The organism is Polaribacter sp. BM10 (assembly GCF_002005425.1).
In the GTDB taxonomy this organism is placed as follows: Bacteria; Bacteroidota; Bacteroidia; order Flavobacteriales; family Flavobacteriaceae; genus Polaribacter; species Polaribacter marinaquae.
On record NZ_CP019704.1, the window covers coordinates 550,643 to 566,421 of the forward strand.

General features: G+C 29.4%; 11 protein-coding genes. 3 read left to right on the top strand and 8 right to left on the bottom strand.

The window, feature by feature from the left end; translation table 11 throughout:
* Positions 1-8: 8 nt before the first annotated feature.
* Positions 9-458: a Fur family transcriptional regulator gene (locus tag BXQ17_RS02295; RefSeq protein ID WP_077809077.1), complete on the bottom strand. Its 450-nt coding sequence runs from the start codon at positions 456-458 to the stop codon at positions 9-11.
* A gap of 73 nt (positions 459-531) precedes the next feature.
* On the bottom strand, positions 532-2,754 hold the full coding sequence (locus BXQ17_RS02300; protein ID WP_077809078.1) for a bifunctional (p)ppGpp synthetase/guanosine-3',5'-bis(diphosphate) 3'-pyrophosphohydrolase: 2,223 nt from the start codon (positions 2,752-2,754) through the stop codon (positions 532-534).
* A 113-nt stretch (positions 2,755-2,867) separates the two neighbouring features.
* On the opposite strand from BXQ17_RS02300, the gene BXQ17_RS02305 reads away from it, so the two are divergent.
* A complete protein-coding gene (locus tag BXQ17_RS02305; protein ID WP_077809079.1) occupies positions 2,868-3,335 on the top strand; it encodes a hypothetical protein in 468 nt (155 codons plus the stop codon).
* On the opposite strand, the gene BXQ17_RS02310 is transcribed toward BXQ17_RS02305, so the two are convergent.
* The 5 genes from BXQ17_RS02310 to BXQ17_RS02330 all read right to left on the bottom strand — a co-directional run bounded on the left by BXQ17_RS02310 (position 3,332) and on the right by BXQ17_RS02330 (position 11,027).
* The gene (locus tag BXQ17_RS02310; protein ID WP_077809080.1) at positions 3,332-4,570 is read right to left on the bottom strand and encodes a M48 family metallopeptidase; all 1,239 of its coding nucleotides are present in this window, start codon (positions 4,568-4,570) and stop codon (positions 3,332-3,334) included. The genes BXQ17_RS02305 and BXQ17_RS02310 overlap by 4 nt on opposite strands.
* A 15-nt stretch (positions 4,571-4,585) precedes the next feature.
* Positions 4,586-5,380: an RNA methyltransferase gene (locus BXQ17_RS02315; RefSeq protein WP_077809081.1), complete on the bottom strand. Its 795-nt coding sequence runs from the start codon at positions 5,378-5,380 to the stop codon at positions 4,586-4,588.
* Between the two features lie 214 nt (positions 5,381-5,594).
* Entirely contained in the window at positions 5,595-6,890 is a 1,296-nt protein-coding gene (locus BXQ17_RS02320) for an amidohydrolase family protein (protein WP_077809082.1), read from the bottom strand.
* An 11-nt stretch (positions 6,891-6,901) separates the two neighbouring features.
* On the bottom strand, positions 6,902-9,853 hold the full coding sequence (locus tag BXQ17_RS02325) for an amidohydrolase family protein (RefSeq protein WP_187661420.1): 2,952 nt from the start codon (positions 9,851-9,853) through the stop codon (positions 6,902-6,904).
* Positions 9,854-9,956: 103 nt separating this feature from the next.
* On the bottom strand, positions 9,957-11,027 hold the full coding sequence (locus tag BXQ17_RS02330; protein ID WP_077809083.1) for a DUF3810 domain-containing protein: 1,071 nt from the start codon (positions 11,025-11,027) through the stop codon (positions 9,957-9,959).
* Between the two features lie 138 nt (positions 11,028-11,165).
* On the opposite strand from BXQ17_RS02330, the gene dnaB reads away from it, so the two are divergent.
* Positions 11,166-12,680, top strand: a complete 1,515-nt coding sequence (dnaB, locus tag BXQ17_RS02335) for a replicative DNA helicase (RefSeq protein WP_077809084.1) — start codon at positions 11,166-11,168, stop codon at positions 12,678-12,680.
* Between the two features lie 147 nt (positions 12,681-12,827).
* A complete protein-coding gene (locus BXQ17_RS02340; protein WP_077809085.1) occupies positions 12,828-14,012 on the top strand; it encodes an asparagine synthetase B in 1,185 nt (394 codons plus the stop codon).
* Here BXQ17_RS02340 and BXQ17_RS02345 read toward each other — a convergent pair whose 3' ends face one another.
* Positions 14,013-15,701, bottom strand: a complete 1,689-nt coding sequence (locus tag BXQ17_RS02345) for an AraC family transcriptional regulator (protein WP_187661421.1) — start codon at positions 15,699-15,701, stop codon at positions 14,013-14,015.
* Between the last annotated feature and the right edge of the window lie 78 nt (positions 15,702-15,779).

A 15,779-nucleotide genomic window follows, 5' to 3' on the forward strand; every position in this document is an offset into this window, starting at 1 on the left:
GTTGTTAATTAAGATTTTTTCTTTTTTGTACCGTAAAAGTAAAGTGAGTGATTTTGAATATCAATATCAAAAATATCTTCTATGGTTTTTTTGATAATTTGAATTCTTGGGTCACAAAATTCTTTTACATCACCTGTATCTGTAAAAATAACATGATCGTGATTTTTGTCGAAATAACTTTTTTCATAACGGGCCATAGATTGCCCATCGAATTGGTGTTTTCTTACCAAACCGCAACTTAACAGAATTTCTATAGTGTTGTAAAGTGTGGCTCTACTAACTCTATAGTTCTTGTTTTTCATCTTAATATAGAGAGATTCTATATCAAAATGTTCGTCGGCGTCATATATTTCTTGAAGAATAGCGTAGCGTTCAGGTGTTTTTCTGTGCTTGTTTTCTTCTAAATATGCTGTAAATACTTTTTTTACTACTTCTTGATTTTCAAGAGAATTACTCATTATCTTAAAATTTTACGAAAAAGCAAAAATACAGTTATTTCTGAATAAATAACTTCTTTTTTGAAGAGTATATTTATAAACTATTAACACGGTCTACTTTTTTAACACCTTCTACCTTCTGAATGCTGTTAATTAGTTTGTTTAATTGTCCGCTATTCTTAACACTTAAACTAATTTTACCATCAAAAATCCCTTCGTTACCTGCAATGTTTATACTGTTAATAAAAACACCCATATTGCTAGAAATAATTTTTGTTAGATCATTTATAATACCTCTATTATCTACACCACTAATGTGTAAAATAACTTTAAAGTCTTGTTTTGTAGAATCTATCCATTTGGCAAGCATAATTCTGTAGGCATAATTAGATTGCAAAGAAATTGCATTAGGACAATTCTTTTTATGCACTTTTATACCTTCGTTAATTGTTAAAAAGCCCAAAACATTATCACCAGGAATAGGGTTACAACATTTAGATAGTTTATAATCTAATTTTTCTTCTTCTTTACCAAATACTAAAGCGTCGTATTTGCTTGTAACTTCTTCTGCGTCTAAAGTTTCTTTATTGTTAGATGGAGACCTTCTTAACTTTGTTTTGAAAAAGTTTAAAATAGTACTGTTTCTTTGTGCAACATATGCCTTTAAGCTAGTATTATCTATAGCACCATTACCAACTCTAAAAAACAAATCGAAACTAGTTCTAATCTTAAAAAAGTTTACAAGTTCGTTTATTGTTTTTTCGTTGAAAGGTATTTTTAAATGTCTTAATTTTCTTGTTAAAATTGCTTTTCCTTCTTCTGCAATTTTCTTTTCTTCTTCTTTTAAAGCCGCTCTAATTTTTGTTTTTGCTCTTGCAGTAATTACAAAATCTAACCATCTAGCATTTGGTTTGTTATTAGAAGAAGTAATTACTTCTATTTGATCGCCACTTTTTAATTTATGACTTAAAGGAACCAATTTACCATTTACTTTTGCGCCTCTACATTTTAAACCAACATCTGTATGTATTGTAAACGCAAAGTCTAAAGCAGACGCATCTTTTGGCAACGATTTTAATTCACCTTTTGGTGTAAAAACGTATATTTCTTTTGCATATAAATTCAGTTTAAACTCTTCTACAAAATCTACCGCATTTAAACTTTGGTTTTCTAAGGATTCTTTAAGTCTATTTAACCAAGTTTCTAAACCACTTTCGTTAGAATCACCTTGTTTGTATTTAAAGTGTGCAGCATAACCTTTTTCTGCAATTTCATTCATTCTGCTAGAACGAATTTGCACTTCTACCCATTGTGCATCTGGCCCAACTACAGTGATGTGTAAAGCTTCATAACCTGTAGATTTTGGCTGAGAAATCCAATCTCTTAGCCTTGTTGGGTTTGGTTTAAAATAATCTGTAACAATTGTATAAATTTTCCAAGCATCAAATTTATCATCATCAGAAGTAGGTTTATAAATAATACGAATTGCATATTTGTCATAAACTTCTTCAAAAGTAACATTTTGCTTTCTCATTTTTCTACGGATAGAATAAATGGATTTAAACCTACCTTTTATTTCATACGTAAAGTTCTCTTTGTCTAGACCTTTTTTTAACGTTTCTGCAAATGTTTCTAAGTATTTTTGTTGCTCTTCTTTACTTTCTTTAATTTTAGTAACAATATCTGTGTAAACTTCTGGTTCGGTATATTTTAAACCTAAATCTTCTAGTTCTGTTTTAATATTGTATAAACCTAATCTGTGTGCTAGTGGCGCATAAATATATAAGGTTTCAGAGGCTATTTTTACCTGTTTGTGTGCAGGCATTGCATCCATAGTTTGCATATTGTGCAATCTGTCGGCAATTTTTATTAAAATAACTCGAACATCATCATTTAAAGTTAAGAGCATTTTTCTAAAATTTTCTGCTTGTATAGAAGCATCTTGCTCTTTATTTAATCGAGAAATTTTAGTTAAACCGTTTACAATTCTGGCAATTGTTTCTCCGAACAATTGCTCCATATCATCTAAAGTATAGTCAGTATCTTCTACAACATCGTGTAATAAAGCAGCTGCAATAGAAGTTGCACCCAAACCAATTTCCATGGCAACAATTTTAGCTACAGCGATAGGATGATATATGTAAGGCTCTCCTGTTTTTCTTCGTTGTTCTGAATGTGCATCTACTGCAATCTCAAAAGCTTTTCTAATCAACTTCTTATCATCTGCAGATAAAATTTCATAAGTACCTTTTAATAGATCTTTATATCTATTTGCAATTTCCTTATTTTCTTCTTCTATAGTTGCTGTGTACTGCATATATTACTTTATAGATAATGAATTATTCTAAAGTGAATTTAAGAATAAGAATTTTAACAAACAAGCATTTCGTTTTCTAAATTAACAGCAGTATTATTTATTATTTTTGAAAAATGAAAAATCTATTACTCGTAACTTTACTAACTTTATTTAGTTTTAATTTTTATGCGCAAGAAAATAATAAGAAGCATACGATTTTCGAAATCCAAAAAAGAAAAATTAATATTGATATAGATACCGCTCTTTTTGAAAATTTTGCAACAAATATGTACGGATCTAAAAATAAAGATGCCATAGTTATAGCTTTGTATTTACCGAATTCTTATGAAGATCAAAAGCTAAAAATAGCTAGTAAACAAAACGATAAAGTTTGGGCAGAAAAAAGTGCATATGGTAAAAAAGTATATACTACGAATTACGAAATTAGTAAATCTGATAAACGTTATGTAAAATCAGAATATATTATTAGTATGCAAGATAGTTTATGTATATCATTAACCACAATGTTGCCTATAAACGCATTAAAAAAAGATAAAGAAATGATTAAGGATATTGTAAAATCTGTACTAAAGAAAAACTAGCTTTTATTATTTAAATTTAAAACCCTTTCTAATAGAGTAGGATGCGAGTAATGCATAAAAACGTAGGCAGGATGTGGCGTTAAATTACTTAAACTATTTTTAGAAAGTTTTTTAAGAGAGCTTATTAATGGTTTTGCTGCGTAGGTTTTTTTAGCGAAATCATCTGCTTGATATTCAAATTTTCTAGAAATAAAATTCATTATTAAATTAGTTATTTCTGATATTGGTGAATATAAAATTCCGAAAGCAATTAAACCAATATGAAAACTTGGTTTTGTAACACTTAAGGCTTCAGAAAATATCGGGTAATTAATAAATAACGATAATAAATAAAGTGTAAATCCTGTTATTAAAATTGAAGTAACAAGATTAAAAATGATATGTTTTTTCTTGTAATGCCCAACTTCGTGTGCTAAAACGGCAACAATTTCATCTGTTTCTAAATCATTTATTAGTGTGTCAAAAAGTGTAATTCTTTTTTGAGAACCAAAACCAGAAAAATACGCATTTGCTTTTGTAGAACGTTTAGAGCCATCAATAACAAAAATATTATCGAGTTTAAAGCCTACTTTTTCTGCGTATTTTTCGATAGCAGTTTTTAATTCTCCGTTTTCTAACGGAGTTTGTTTATTAAAAATTGGCACAATTAATTTTGCATAAAACATATTCATAAACAAAGAAAAGATAGCAACTAAGAGCCAAGTATACAGCCAAAAATTTTCTTTTGTTTGCTGATAAAACCAAATAATTATCGATAAAATAAGTCCGCCAATAATAATTGTCATTAGCCAACCTTTTAATTTATCTAACCAAAAAGTTTTTTTAGAAGATTTATTAAAACCAAATTTTTCTTCGATAACAAAAGTTTGATAGTAAGAAAATGGCGTAGTTAAAATATCAGAACCCAGCATAATTACACCAAAGAAAATTAAAGCTACAAGAATGTTATTATCCGTAAAACTACGGGCAAAATTATCTACATAGCTAAATCCTTCGAAAATAAAAAAAAGTAATGTTAAGGCAAATGAAAATGTACTTGTAAGATTAGAGAATTTTGCATTTGTCTTTTTATAAGCTTGAGATTTTTTATAGGCAGTTTCTTCGTATACATCTGCTAATTCAACCGGAATTGTATCATCAAAACGTTTTGCGTTTAAGTAATCTAAAACCTTATCGATAACAAAACTAATAATTAGAATTGCAATTAATATGTAATACAAAGTTGTAGGTTGCATTGTTAATTAATGAGTTTATTTAAAATTTCTTTGTCTTTTTGCTTCAAATAAAACAATTGCAGCTGCTACAGAAACATTCATAGAATCTATTTTTCCTTGCATTGGTATATTTATATTTTGTGTTGCTTTTTCTCTAAAAACTTCGGTTAAACCTGTAGCTTCTGTACCTACAACAATTGCAGCTCCTTCTGTATAATTTTCTTTATAATATTCATTAGAATTCTGTAAAGTAGTCGCAAATATTTTAATGTTATGCTCTAGTAAAAAAGCAATAATTTCTTCGGATGAACCTACAGCAATTTGATTTGTAAATACGCAACCAACACTAGAACGAATAATGTTAGAATTGTACATATCGCTTTTAGGATTTGCAATAAAAACGGCATCTGCATTTGCGGCATCTGCAGTTCTTAAAATAGCACCAATATTTCCAGGTTTCTCTATACCTTCTGCTACTAAAATTAACGGATTACTAGAAGAGAATTTAATAGTGTCTAAAGAAAAGTTTTTAGATTTTGTAACCGCAATAATGCCTTCTGTACTATCTCTGTAAGCTAATTTTTGATAAACTTCTGTAGAGATTTTAATACGGTGAATATTTTCGTTAAATAGATGTAAGATTTCTTTTTCTGTAATTATATCTTCTACAAACAAAACAGTGTCAAAATTATAATTAGCAGCAATTGCTAAAGAAATTTCTCTTTTACCTTCTATAATAAATAATCCTTTTTTTTTGCGTTCTCTAGACTTTTCTTGAAGTTTTAAAAGGTCTTTAACGTATGTGTTTTGTATGCTTGTAATTTCTTTCATCAATACAAATATACCTATTTATAGGTATTGTAGTAATAAAGATTTTATACAATATTTGTGTTGTAATAAAACAATTACTTTAAATAGTTAGACAGATTGTTTTAAGATTCGATTGCTAAGAAAAAGGAGAATTTAAGTATGTTTTATTACTGTTAACTGTTTTTGATTAAAAAGGCTCGCAATTTGCGAGCCTTTTTTTATTTGTAGAAAATTTTTATTTGGTTTTGTACTTGTTAGAATAACGTTTCCAAAGTTTAGTTTGGTGCGTTTCTAAACTTATATCTCTACCTTGTATAAATGCTTTTGATAAAATGTTTCCTCTCATTTCTAAAGCATCACCTTCAGAAATAAACAAAGTAGCATCTTTTCCAACTTCTAAAGAACCTGCAAAAGAATCGATTCCTAAAATTTTAGCTGTATTTAATGTAATCAATTGTACAGCCTCTTCTTTAGTTAAACCATGTGCTGCAAAAGTACCTGCATAAAACGGTATATTTCTAGTATTCATACGTTCCATTTGTCCTTCCATACCAACACTTACAATAATACCTTTATCTAAAAGGGTTTTTGCAACAGTGTATGTAGAATCGTAAGAATCATCTTCGTTACCTGGGTTTCTATGTGGTCTTTGTAAAATTACAGACACATTATTTTTTACTAACAAATCGGCTACTTTATCTGCATGCTCTGCATTTACGATGGTAATATTATTAATACCTAAATTTTTAGCAGTGGTAACTGCATCTGTAATTTCCTTTTGCCCGTCTACGTGAATAAAAAGCTTTTTAGAACCGTTAAATAAACCTTCTGTAGCTTGATATGGTAAATGAGTTTTAGCCTTATTACCAGCTAAATAGATTTTAGCATTTTTAAAATAAGATTTTATTTCATCTACTTTACCAGCATATCTAGAATCTGGTTTTAAAGCAGGATCTTCGCCTAACCACCATCTACCAGTTGTAAAACTAGAAGGCCAGTTCATGTGAATTCCGTCGTCTGTTTTAATTGCAGCGTCTTCCCAATTCCAAGCGTCTAACTGTACAATAGAAGAAGTTCCAGAAATTGTACCACCTCTTGGCGTAATTTGTGCCATTAAAACTCCGTTAGGTCTCATAGACTCTACAATTTTACTTTCTGCATTGTAAGCTATTAAACTTCTAATATGCGGATTCATTCTACCAATTTCTCTTTGGTCATCACTGGCTTTTACAGCATCAATTTCAACCAAACCTAAAGTTGCGTTGGCGGCAATAAAACCTGGGTAAATATGTTTTCCGGTTGCGTTTATGATAGTTCCTTGTCTAGCTATTTTCATTTTAGCGCTACCAACAAAAGTAATTTTACCATTGTTAAACATTACTAACGAATTTTCAATAACTTTTCCGTTACCAATATGAGCCGTTGCACCTTCAATTGAAAAAGCTTTTGTTTGCTTATCTGCGGGTGTTTGTTGTGCGATACTATTTCCTATAACAAAGAAGAATAGTAAACTATATATAATTTTTTTCATGTTTTCTAGTTTTAAATTTCTTCTAAAGTATCACAATGAAAATCTCTATCTGCTCTTTTCATTGGTACTTTTGTCTTACCACCATTCATTTTTTCGTTTAGCATCATATTAATTAATCTGCTTTTTTCTTCTTTTATAGCGGCTCTTTTTTTGATGTCTTCTTTTCTATCAAAGAAAATTCTACCATCTACAATTGTTTTTTCTGTTTTTGCGTAAATAGACATTGGGTGATGGCTCCATAAAACAACATCAGCATCTTTACCTTCTTTAATACTTCCAACTCTATCATCGATATGTAATAATTTAGCAGGATTAATGGTTACGGTTTTCCAAGCTTCTAATTCAGACATTCCACCATATTTCATTGTTTTTGCAGCTTCTTGATTTAAACGTCTAGACATTTCTCTATCATCAGAATTAATTGCTACAGTAACACCAGCATTATGCATAATTGCTGCATTGTATGGTATTGCATCGTTAACTTCGTATTTGTAAGCCCACCAATCAGAAAAAGTAGAACCACCAACACCATGCGCTGCCATTTTATCGGCTACTTTATAACCTTCTAAAATATGTGTAAATGTGTTTACTTTAAAGTTGAATTTTTCTGCAACCTTCATTAACATATTAATTTCTGATTGCACATAAGAGTGACAAGAAATAAAACGTTCTCCGTTTAAGATTTCGACTAATGTTTCCATTTCGTCATCTTTTCTGTATGGTTTACCAGTTTTCTTTAAAGCTTCATATTCTCTTGCTCTAGTAAAATAATCTGTAAACATTTGTTCTACACCCATTCTTGTTTGCGGAAAACGAGTTCCGTTAGGACTTCTAGACTGTTTTACATTTTCACCTAAAGCAAATTTTATAAATTTAGGCGAGTTGTCATAAATCATATTTTCTGCGTTTTCTCCCCATTTCAATTTAATAATTGCAGAACGACCACCTATTGGGTTTGCAGAACCATGTAATATTTGAGAAGATGTTGTACCTCCAGAAAGGTTTCTATAAATATTAATATCGTTAGGATCGATAACATCTTCCATAGTAACTTCTGCAGAAGAATTTTGTGCCCATTCATTTACAGCAGATGCAGCAATATGAGAATGTTCGTCTACAATACCTGCAGTTAAATGTTTACCAGTACCATCAATTTCTGTAGCTCTTCTTGCTTTTAAATTTTTACCAATTTTTGCAATTTTACCATTTTCTAATAATACATCTGTATTTTTTAAAATACCAGCATCTTCACTTGTCCAAACAGTAACATTTTTAATTAAAATCGTTTTTGTTTCTGGCAAAGAATAATTTCCGAAACCAAGGTTTGGATAACTTACCGGAAGCACAACAACAGGTTGTTCTTTCGATTTTTTACTTTTCTTTTTACTATCTTTTTTTACTTTTTTACTTGCAGACCAAGCGGTTTCGTTTCCTAAAGTATCAAAAGCAGTACCTTGCATTACGTTAGCTGGGTTTATAATTTTACCCATCATTCTTGTGTAGCCGCTATCTTCATTTAAAGTAATAGAAATCCAATTATCTTTAAATGAAAATTTAGATTTAATCTTTTTGTCACCTAATTTAATAGCTGCGGTTTGTTTTGCTCCTTTACCAGAAATGGTTAAATCGTAACTTTTATTGTTAACAGAAAGCATATAGTTTCCTGTTATATCTTTAATAGAGATATCGTTTATTACATTTTTATCTCCTTGAATCCAGTTTTCGTAAATGGTTGTTTTAGCATCAAAAATATCACCAGAAGTAATAATAAAGTTTGCATAACTACCTTGATTTAAATTACCAATATTGTTATTACCAATGATAGTTGCAGGAATTGTAGTTAAAGAAGCTAATGCTTTTTTAGAATCAAAACCGTATTTAATCGCTTTTTGTAAGTTCTTATGAAAAGATTTTACAGATTTTAAAGAACGCGTAGTTAAAGCAAAATTTACTCCGTTTTCTGATAATACTTTTAAATTAGAAGGTTCCTGATTCCATTTACGCATATCTCTTAAAGAAATTTGTTGCGCTAATAAAGGGTTAGAAACGTCATATGCATTACTAAAATTAATAGGAATTATAAAATTCGCATTTGTATTCTTAATATCTGCTATTCTTTCAAATTCGTCTCCAGAACCTACAATTGTATATTGTATACCAAATTCATCACCAACTTTATCTGCTCTTAAAGCATCTAATAAATTGCTAGTTTCGAAAATTTGTACTAGATTTTTATTGTTGTTTAAAGCTTCTAAAGCCAAATCTTTATTTTTCATGTTACCATTAGCGTACCAATTAGCATCATTATAAGTTTGTCTTAACAAAGCCATTGCACCCATTCTAGAACCAGGATATGCTTGTCTAGAAGTTACACTTTTATTAAAAGATAAATATTGAGCAGATTTAGTGTCTAAAATTCTGTAAGCATCAGAAGAATTAGGGTTTAAAGCAATTAATAAACCGTTTCCACGAATAATTCCATCATTCATGTGCGTATTTACTACACCAAAACCAGCGTTAATTAAATCTTTGGCTTTTTTAGAATCGAAAGAAAAATCTTTAATAGGATTCACATCTGGTCTAATATGATCATTCCAATAATAACCTTCTCTAGAAGCAGCATATTGCGTTCCTCTAGAATTACCAGATGCTCTATTTGGTTTTTTAATACCAAAATCTGAATATAAATCAATAAAAGAAGGATAAATTGTTTTGCCAGATAAATCTACAATTTTTGCACCTTTTGGTACATTAATAGATCTACCAACATTGGTAACTTTACCATTTTCTATTAATAAAGTTCCTTTTTTAATCACCTTTTCTGGTGTCACATAAATAGTAGCATTGGTAAATGCAACTAATGTGTTGTCTGTAATTTTTACTCCTGCGTCTGTTGGAAAATAATCTTGCGCTTGCATAGAAAAAGCCAACATACACGAGAATAATAAGAGTAATTTTCTCATGAGTTTGAAATAGTTATTTGAATTAATTGCCCTAAATTTAATTAGTAGCATTTTGTTAACTGTTAAATGTGGTTAATTTAACATAAATTTAAGAAAATGAAATCTACTCAATATCATCAAAATACGTGATTAATAAATCGACAACATAATTGTAAGATTCAATTCCGTTTGTTTGATTATTTGCTTTTAAATAAGAGTTGTAGCCTTTTTTTATAATAGGTTCAAATGGGTTTTTGTACTCTTGCCAAAAGTGATAACTCGCATTAAAATCTTTTGAAATTCCTGGGTTAACTGTTTTCCAAAGTTCCTTGTATTGTTTAAAATCTCTTTTTCTAATTTCTGATATACAATAACTAAAAGCCATTCTGTAGCTGGCATATTTAAAGTACAAATCGTCATTATAATTCGCGGCTAAAAAACCAATAAAGTTGGCTTCGTTTTCTGCAGCAAAACCAATTTGATGCGCCATTTCATGACAAATAGTTGTTGGGTATCCTGTTTTCGGAACTCTATTATTTACTTGGGCTTCACCCGTTAACGGATTCAAATAACCAGATGTGCCGTTGTAGGTTTGTATCAAACTCATTAAAGAACTTTTTACTGAACGATATTCATATTTTAATTGCGGAAAATCGGTTTCTAAATTTGCATATCCATCAATAGCCATTTTATACATTTCTTTATGACTATACGGGTTTTTAACCTTTAAAGAATCGTTATTTGTAAGTTCAAATTGATATTTATTTAACTTATTAATAATTAATGTTGTGGTAGAAATTAATTGTGCAGTTGTATATTTATTTTGATGATAATTTAAGTTTTTAGCCAAAGGTTCTCTGTAATAATTTAATCCCCAGAAAAGATAAAAACAAAAGTAAATTATTGCTATAATTGCAGTAAAATGAATCATTTTCGGAATAAAATTTTTAAATCGACTTTTAATTAATCGAAATAAAAAACGTAGGAAAATAAAAAGTAAAAAAGCAATTAAAAGATCGCCAACAGAAAAAGGAATCCAACCTAAAAATATTCTTAAAAATTTAGAAATGTAAGGGTAAATTCCGTTAGAATAATAATGCTCTATAAACGCATTATTCTTTGCCGAAAGCCGCACTAAAAGAATCATTATTGGCAGAGAAAAGGCTAAAAATAAATGTTTTTTATTAAAATTCATATGTGTAAAAATAAGAATTCAAAATAGAAGTTGACTGGTTATTAACAAGATAATAACAATTTAGTTTACAATATTTGTCAACAAATAAATGTTATATATTACAAACATCTAACAAAGTAAAAAAGTACATTTGCAATCATGGAAAAAACGAGTGCAATCGCAGGAAAAAAGATAGACAAGAGTAAAATTATTAGTCTAGAAAAAGGGAAAATCCCGCCACAGGCAGTAGAATTAGAAGAAGCTGTTCTTGGTGCAATGATGATTGATAAAAAAGGAATTGACGATGTAATTGATATTTTAAGTGCAGAAGCATTTTACGATCAAAAGCATCAAGAAGTATACGCTGCTATTTACGAATTGTTTCAAAACTCAGAACCAATCGACTTATTAACAGTATCTAACTTGCTTAGAAAGAATTCTAAACTAGATTTTGTTGGCGGAGATTTGTATTTAATTCGTTTAACACAAAAAGTAGCTTCTTCTGCGCATATCGAGTTTCATGCTCGTATTATTCTTCAAAAATACATCCAAAGAAAATTAATTTCTATATCAAGTGAAATTATAGAAAATGCTTATGATGAAGGTACAGATGTTTTTGACCTTTTAGATGATGCCGAAGGTAAGTTATTTGAAGTAACACAAGGAAATTTAAAAAAGAGTTCAGAAGATGCAGGATCACTTGTTAAACAAGCATTAAAAAAGATTCAAGAAATTGGTAACCAAGAAGGTATGTCTGGCTTGGCCACAGGTTTTACAAAATTAGACGCGTTAACTTCTGGTTGGCAACCATCAGATTTAGTTATTATTGCTGCAAGACCTGGTATGGGAAAAACAGCATTCGTAATTTCGATGGCTAAAAATATGGCCATAGATTTTAATCATGGTGTAGCTATTTTTTCTTTAGAGATGTCTTCTGTACAGTTAATTACACGTATGATTTCTTCGGAAACAGGATTGACTTCAGAAAAATTAAGAAAAGGAAATTTAGAGCCACACGAGTGGGAACAGTTAAATGTAAAAGTAAAACGTTTGTCTGATGCCCCAATTTTTATTGATGATACACCATCTTTATCTATTTTCGATTTAAGAGCAAAAGCAAGACGTTTGGTATCGCAACACAATGTAAGAATCTTAGTGATTGATTATTTACAATTGATGACTGCAGGAGGAAAAGCAGGCGGAAATAGAGAACAAGAAATTTCTATGATTTCGAGAAACTTAAAGGCTTTGGCAAAAGAACTTTCTGTACCAGTTATTGCACTTTCTCAATTATCTCGTGCGGTAGAAACTCGTGGTGGAAGTAAAAGACCTTTATTATCAGATTTACGTGAATCTGGTGCAATTGAACAAGATGCCGATATTGTAAGTTTCATTTTCCGTCCAGAATACTACGGAATGACAGAATGGGATGACGATGACCATTCACCGTGTGAAGGACAAGGAGAATTTATTGTAGCAAAACACAGAAATGGTGGTTTAGATAATATTCGTTTAAAATTTACAGGTCACTTAGCAAAATTCTCAGATTTAGAAGAAGGATTTAGTTCAGAATTTCAATCTTCTATGAATGCAGATTTCCCAGAAGATCCATTTGCCGGAGAAGGAGGCGTAGATCCAAAAGATGCTTTTGGTGATGATGATGTTCCTTTTTAAGTATTAAAGTATTTATAAATTTATAGAAATACACAATTGCTTCTAAAGTAATTGTGTATTTTAGTTTTTAATATGAAGAAACTTCTAACAATATTTATATTTCTATTCGTTTCCAACTCAATTTGGGCATCATTTATATATGTTCCTATGAGTGATGATAATCAGAAAAATCATTTAAAAGCATACGGAATTGTTTATTATTCTTTAGAGGCAGGTTTAAAATCTAAATGGCTTTTAAATTATGATGGTGGCGCATTTTTAATTGAAAACAATAAGATTGTAGAAAATGAATGCAAAATTAGAGGTGTTTCTTATCAAGTAATTTCAGATGCAAAAGCACAATTAATTTTACAGGAAATTGCTGCACCTTCTTCAAATCAAGATGCTGTTACCTTAGAAAAAGCGCCCAAAATAGCAGTATATTCTCCTAAAGACAAAATGCCTTGGGACGATGCTGTAACCATGGTTTTAACCTATGCAGAAATTCCTTTTGATGTAATTTATGACAAAGAAGTTTTAGACGATAAGTTGTTGTTGTACGAATGGTTGCATTTGCATCACGAAGATTTTACAGGGCAATATGGCCGATTTTATGGTTCTTTTAGAACGACGCCATGGTATATAGAAGGAAAGCAAAGTGCAGAAAAACTAGCAAACGAATTAGGTTTTAATAAGGTTTCTGAAGAAAAATTAGCTGTAGCTAAGAAAATTAGAGATTATGTAGTTGGTGGCGGATTTATGTTTGCAATGTGTTCTGCTACCGATAGTTTTGATATCGCTTTATCTGCAGACGGAATTGATATTGCAGAAGCAATGTTTGATGGAGATGCGTCTACACCAAATTATCAATCGAAAATAAATTACAACAAAACCTTTGCATTTAAAAATTTCGATTTAATTAAAAACCCAACAACGTATGAGTTTTCTTCTATTGATATGACAAGAAAACGTAAAATACCTAAAACTTCAGATTATTTTTCTTTGGTAGAGTTTTCTGCAAAATGGGATCCTGTGCCAACCATGTTAACTCAAAACCACACAGTTTTAGTAAAAGGATTTATGGGACAAACTACTTCTTTTGATAGAAATACAATTAAAAGTAATGTATTAGTTTTAGGAGAAAATAAAGTGAATAGAGAAGCAAGATATATTCACGGAACAAAAGGTAAAGGTATGTTTACTTTTTACGGCGGACATGATCCTGAAGATTATACACATAGAGTAGGAGACCCTAAAACCGAATTGGATTTACACCCAACTTCACCTGGTTACCGATTAATTTTAAACAATGTTTTATTTCCGGCAGCCAAGAAGAAAAAGCAAAAAACATAATTATCCTTTTTTTTCTAGTTGTTTGATATAATAAGAAGGATTCAGTTCAGTTTCTTTAAAGAAGGCTTTCGAAAATGTTTCTGCATTTTTAAAACCAACCTCCTTAGCAATTGCATCGATACTAAATTTACGAATGGTATTATCTTTTTCTAATAAATCTAGTGCATAATCAATTCTCAATTTTCGTAAGTACGTAGAAAAATTACAACCTTTTTTCTGATTGATCACTTTAGAAAGATAATTAGAATTTGTTTCTAATTCTTTAGCAAGTATGCTTAGGGTAAGCTTATTATTTGTAAAGTTTTCTGGCTGTTTTTCAAAAGAATCTAACTTAGCAAGCAATTCTGTAATAATAGTTTCGGGTAAGGTTTTCTGAACATTCGTATTAGAGTTTACTGAATTTTCAACTACTTTTTTATTTTTTAATTTGAGCGTAAGCTTATCAAATTTTTGTTCTTGTTTTTTTCGTTTTCTAAATTGATACAAGAATAATATAAATGATAGAATTAAAATTAGCGCTATAACAATTCGTGATTTCTTGTAAAAAGAAACTTCGTTGCTTAATTCTGATATGATTTTTTGTTTTTCAGCAATTAATTTTGGTCTGTCGTATTCTTCTGTAAATGTTTTAGAGAGGTTTTTACTTCTTACATTTAATATACTATCGACTTTTAGGTATTTATTAATGTATTTGAGTTGATTTTTTAAGTCTTGATTATTTTTGTAATGATTAGAAAGATAATTATAACTATTTTTAACTTTATTAGAAGGTATTTTCGTTTTATTATATATAGAATCTATTAAAAAATAATATTTTAAAGCTTCATTTTTATTATTTAATTTGGTATGAGATTTTGCAATTAAATTGTACACCTTAAACAAAATTCTATAATTTTCATCTTCTACGATATAGGGTATCGATTTTTTTAAGTTTTCTATTGTTCCTTCATAGTTTTGTTCTCTAAAATTAATAGTACCCCTTCCATAAAAGCAATATCCAATAAATATATTCTCATTTGTTTTTTTCGCGTATTTATTTGCTTTTTCATTAAAAATTTTAGCTGAATCAATATTTTCTAAATTCAAATAAACTTTTGATGTGTTAATTAGAAGTGAAAAATAATTACTAGGTTCAATTTTTAGTTTATTTTTTTCATAATACCTTAAACACTCTAAATAAAGTTTTTTTGTTCTAATAAACTTTTTATTATCATAATTTAAAGCAGCAATATTTTTTTTTATGATGAATTCTAGGCTATCGTTACCGTGAATCTCAACCTCTTTAAGAGCAGAGATCCAGTTTTCTAATGATAAGTTTTTATTCTCTTTATGAAAATAAAATAAGCCTTTTTCTAAATAAGCATAAGTTGGATACATTTTATTTGGATTCACTTTAGTTTTACTAATTAAAGAATCTAAATAATTTATATATATAGAATCGTTTTTATAAACTTCGCTTAAATAATACTTCCCGTCAATAGCATTTACAGTATCCTTTTCCTTAACTGCTTTTTTCAAATAAAGATCAACAAACTTTTTAGCCTTTATAGAGTCTGTAAATTTATATTCGTAATATTTATCACTTAATTCATCAAACGTATAATTTTCAATATTTTTAGAATCCTGGGCAATTGTATTAAAACTGCCAAGAAACAAAAGGAATGATGTTATGTGTAAAACTATTTTCAAAGGAGTGTTTTTTCTTTTTTCAATACGAAAATACATTTTTATTTATTTTCGTAAATAAGTGCTTAATTTTTAAGTTTA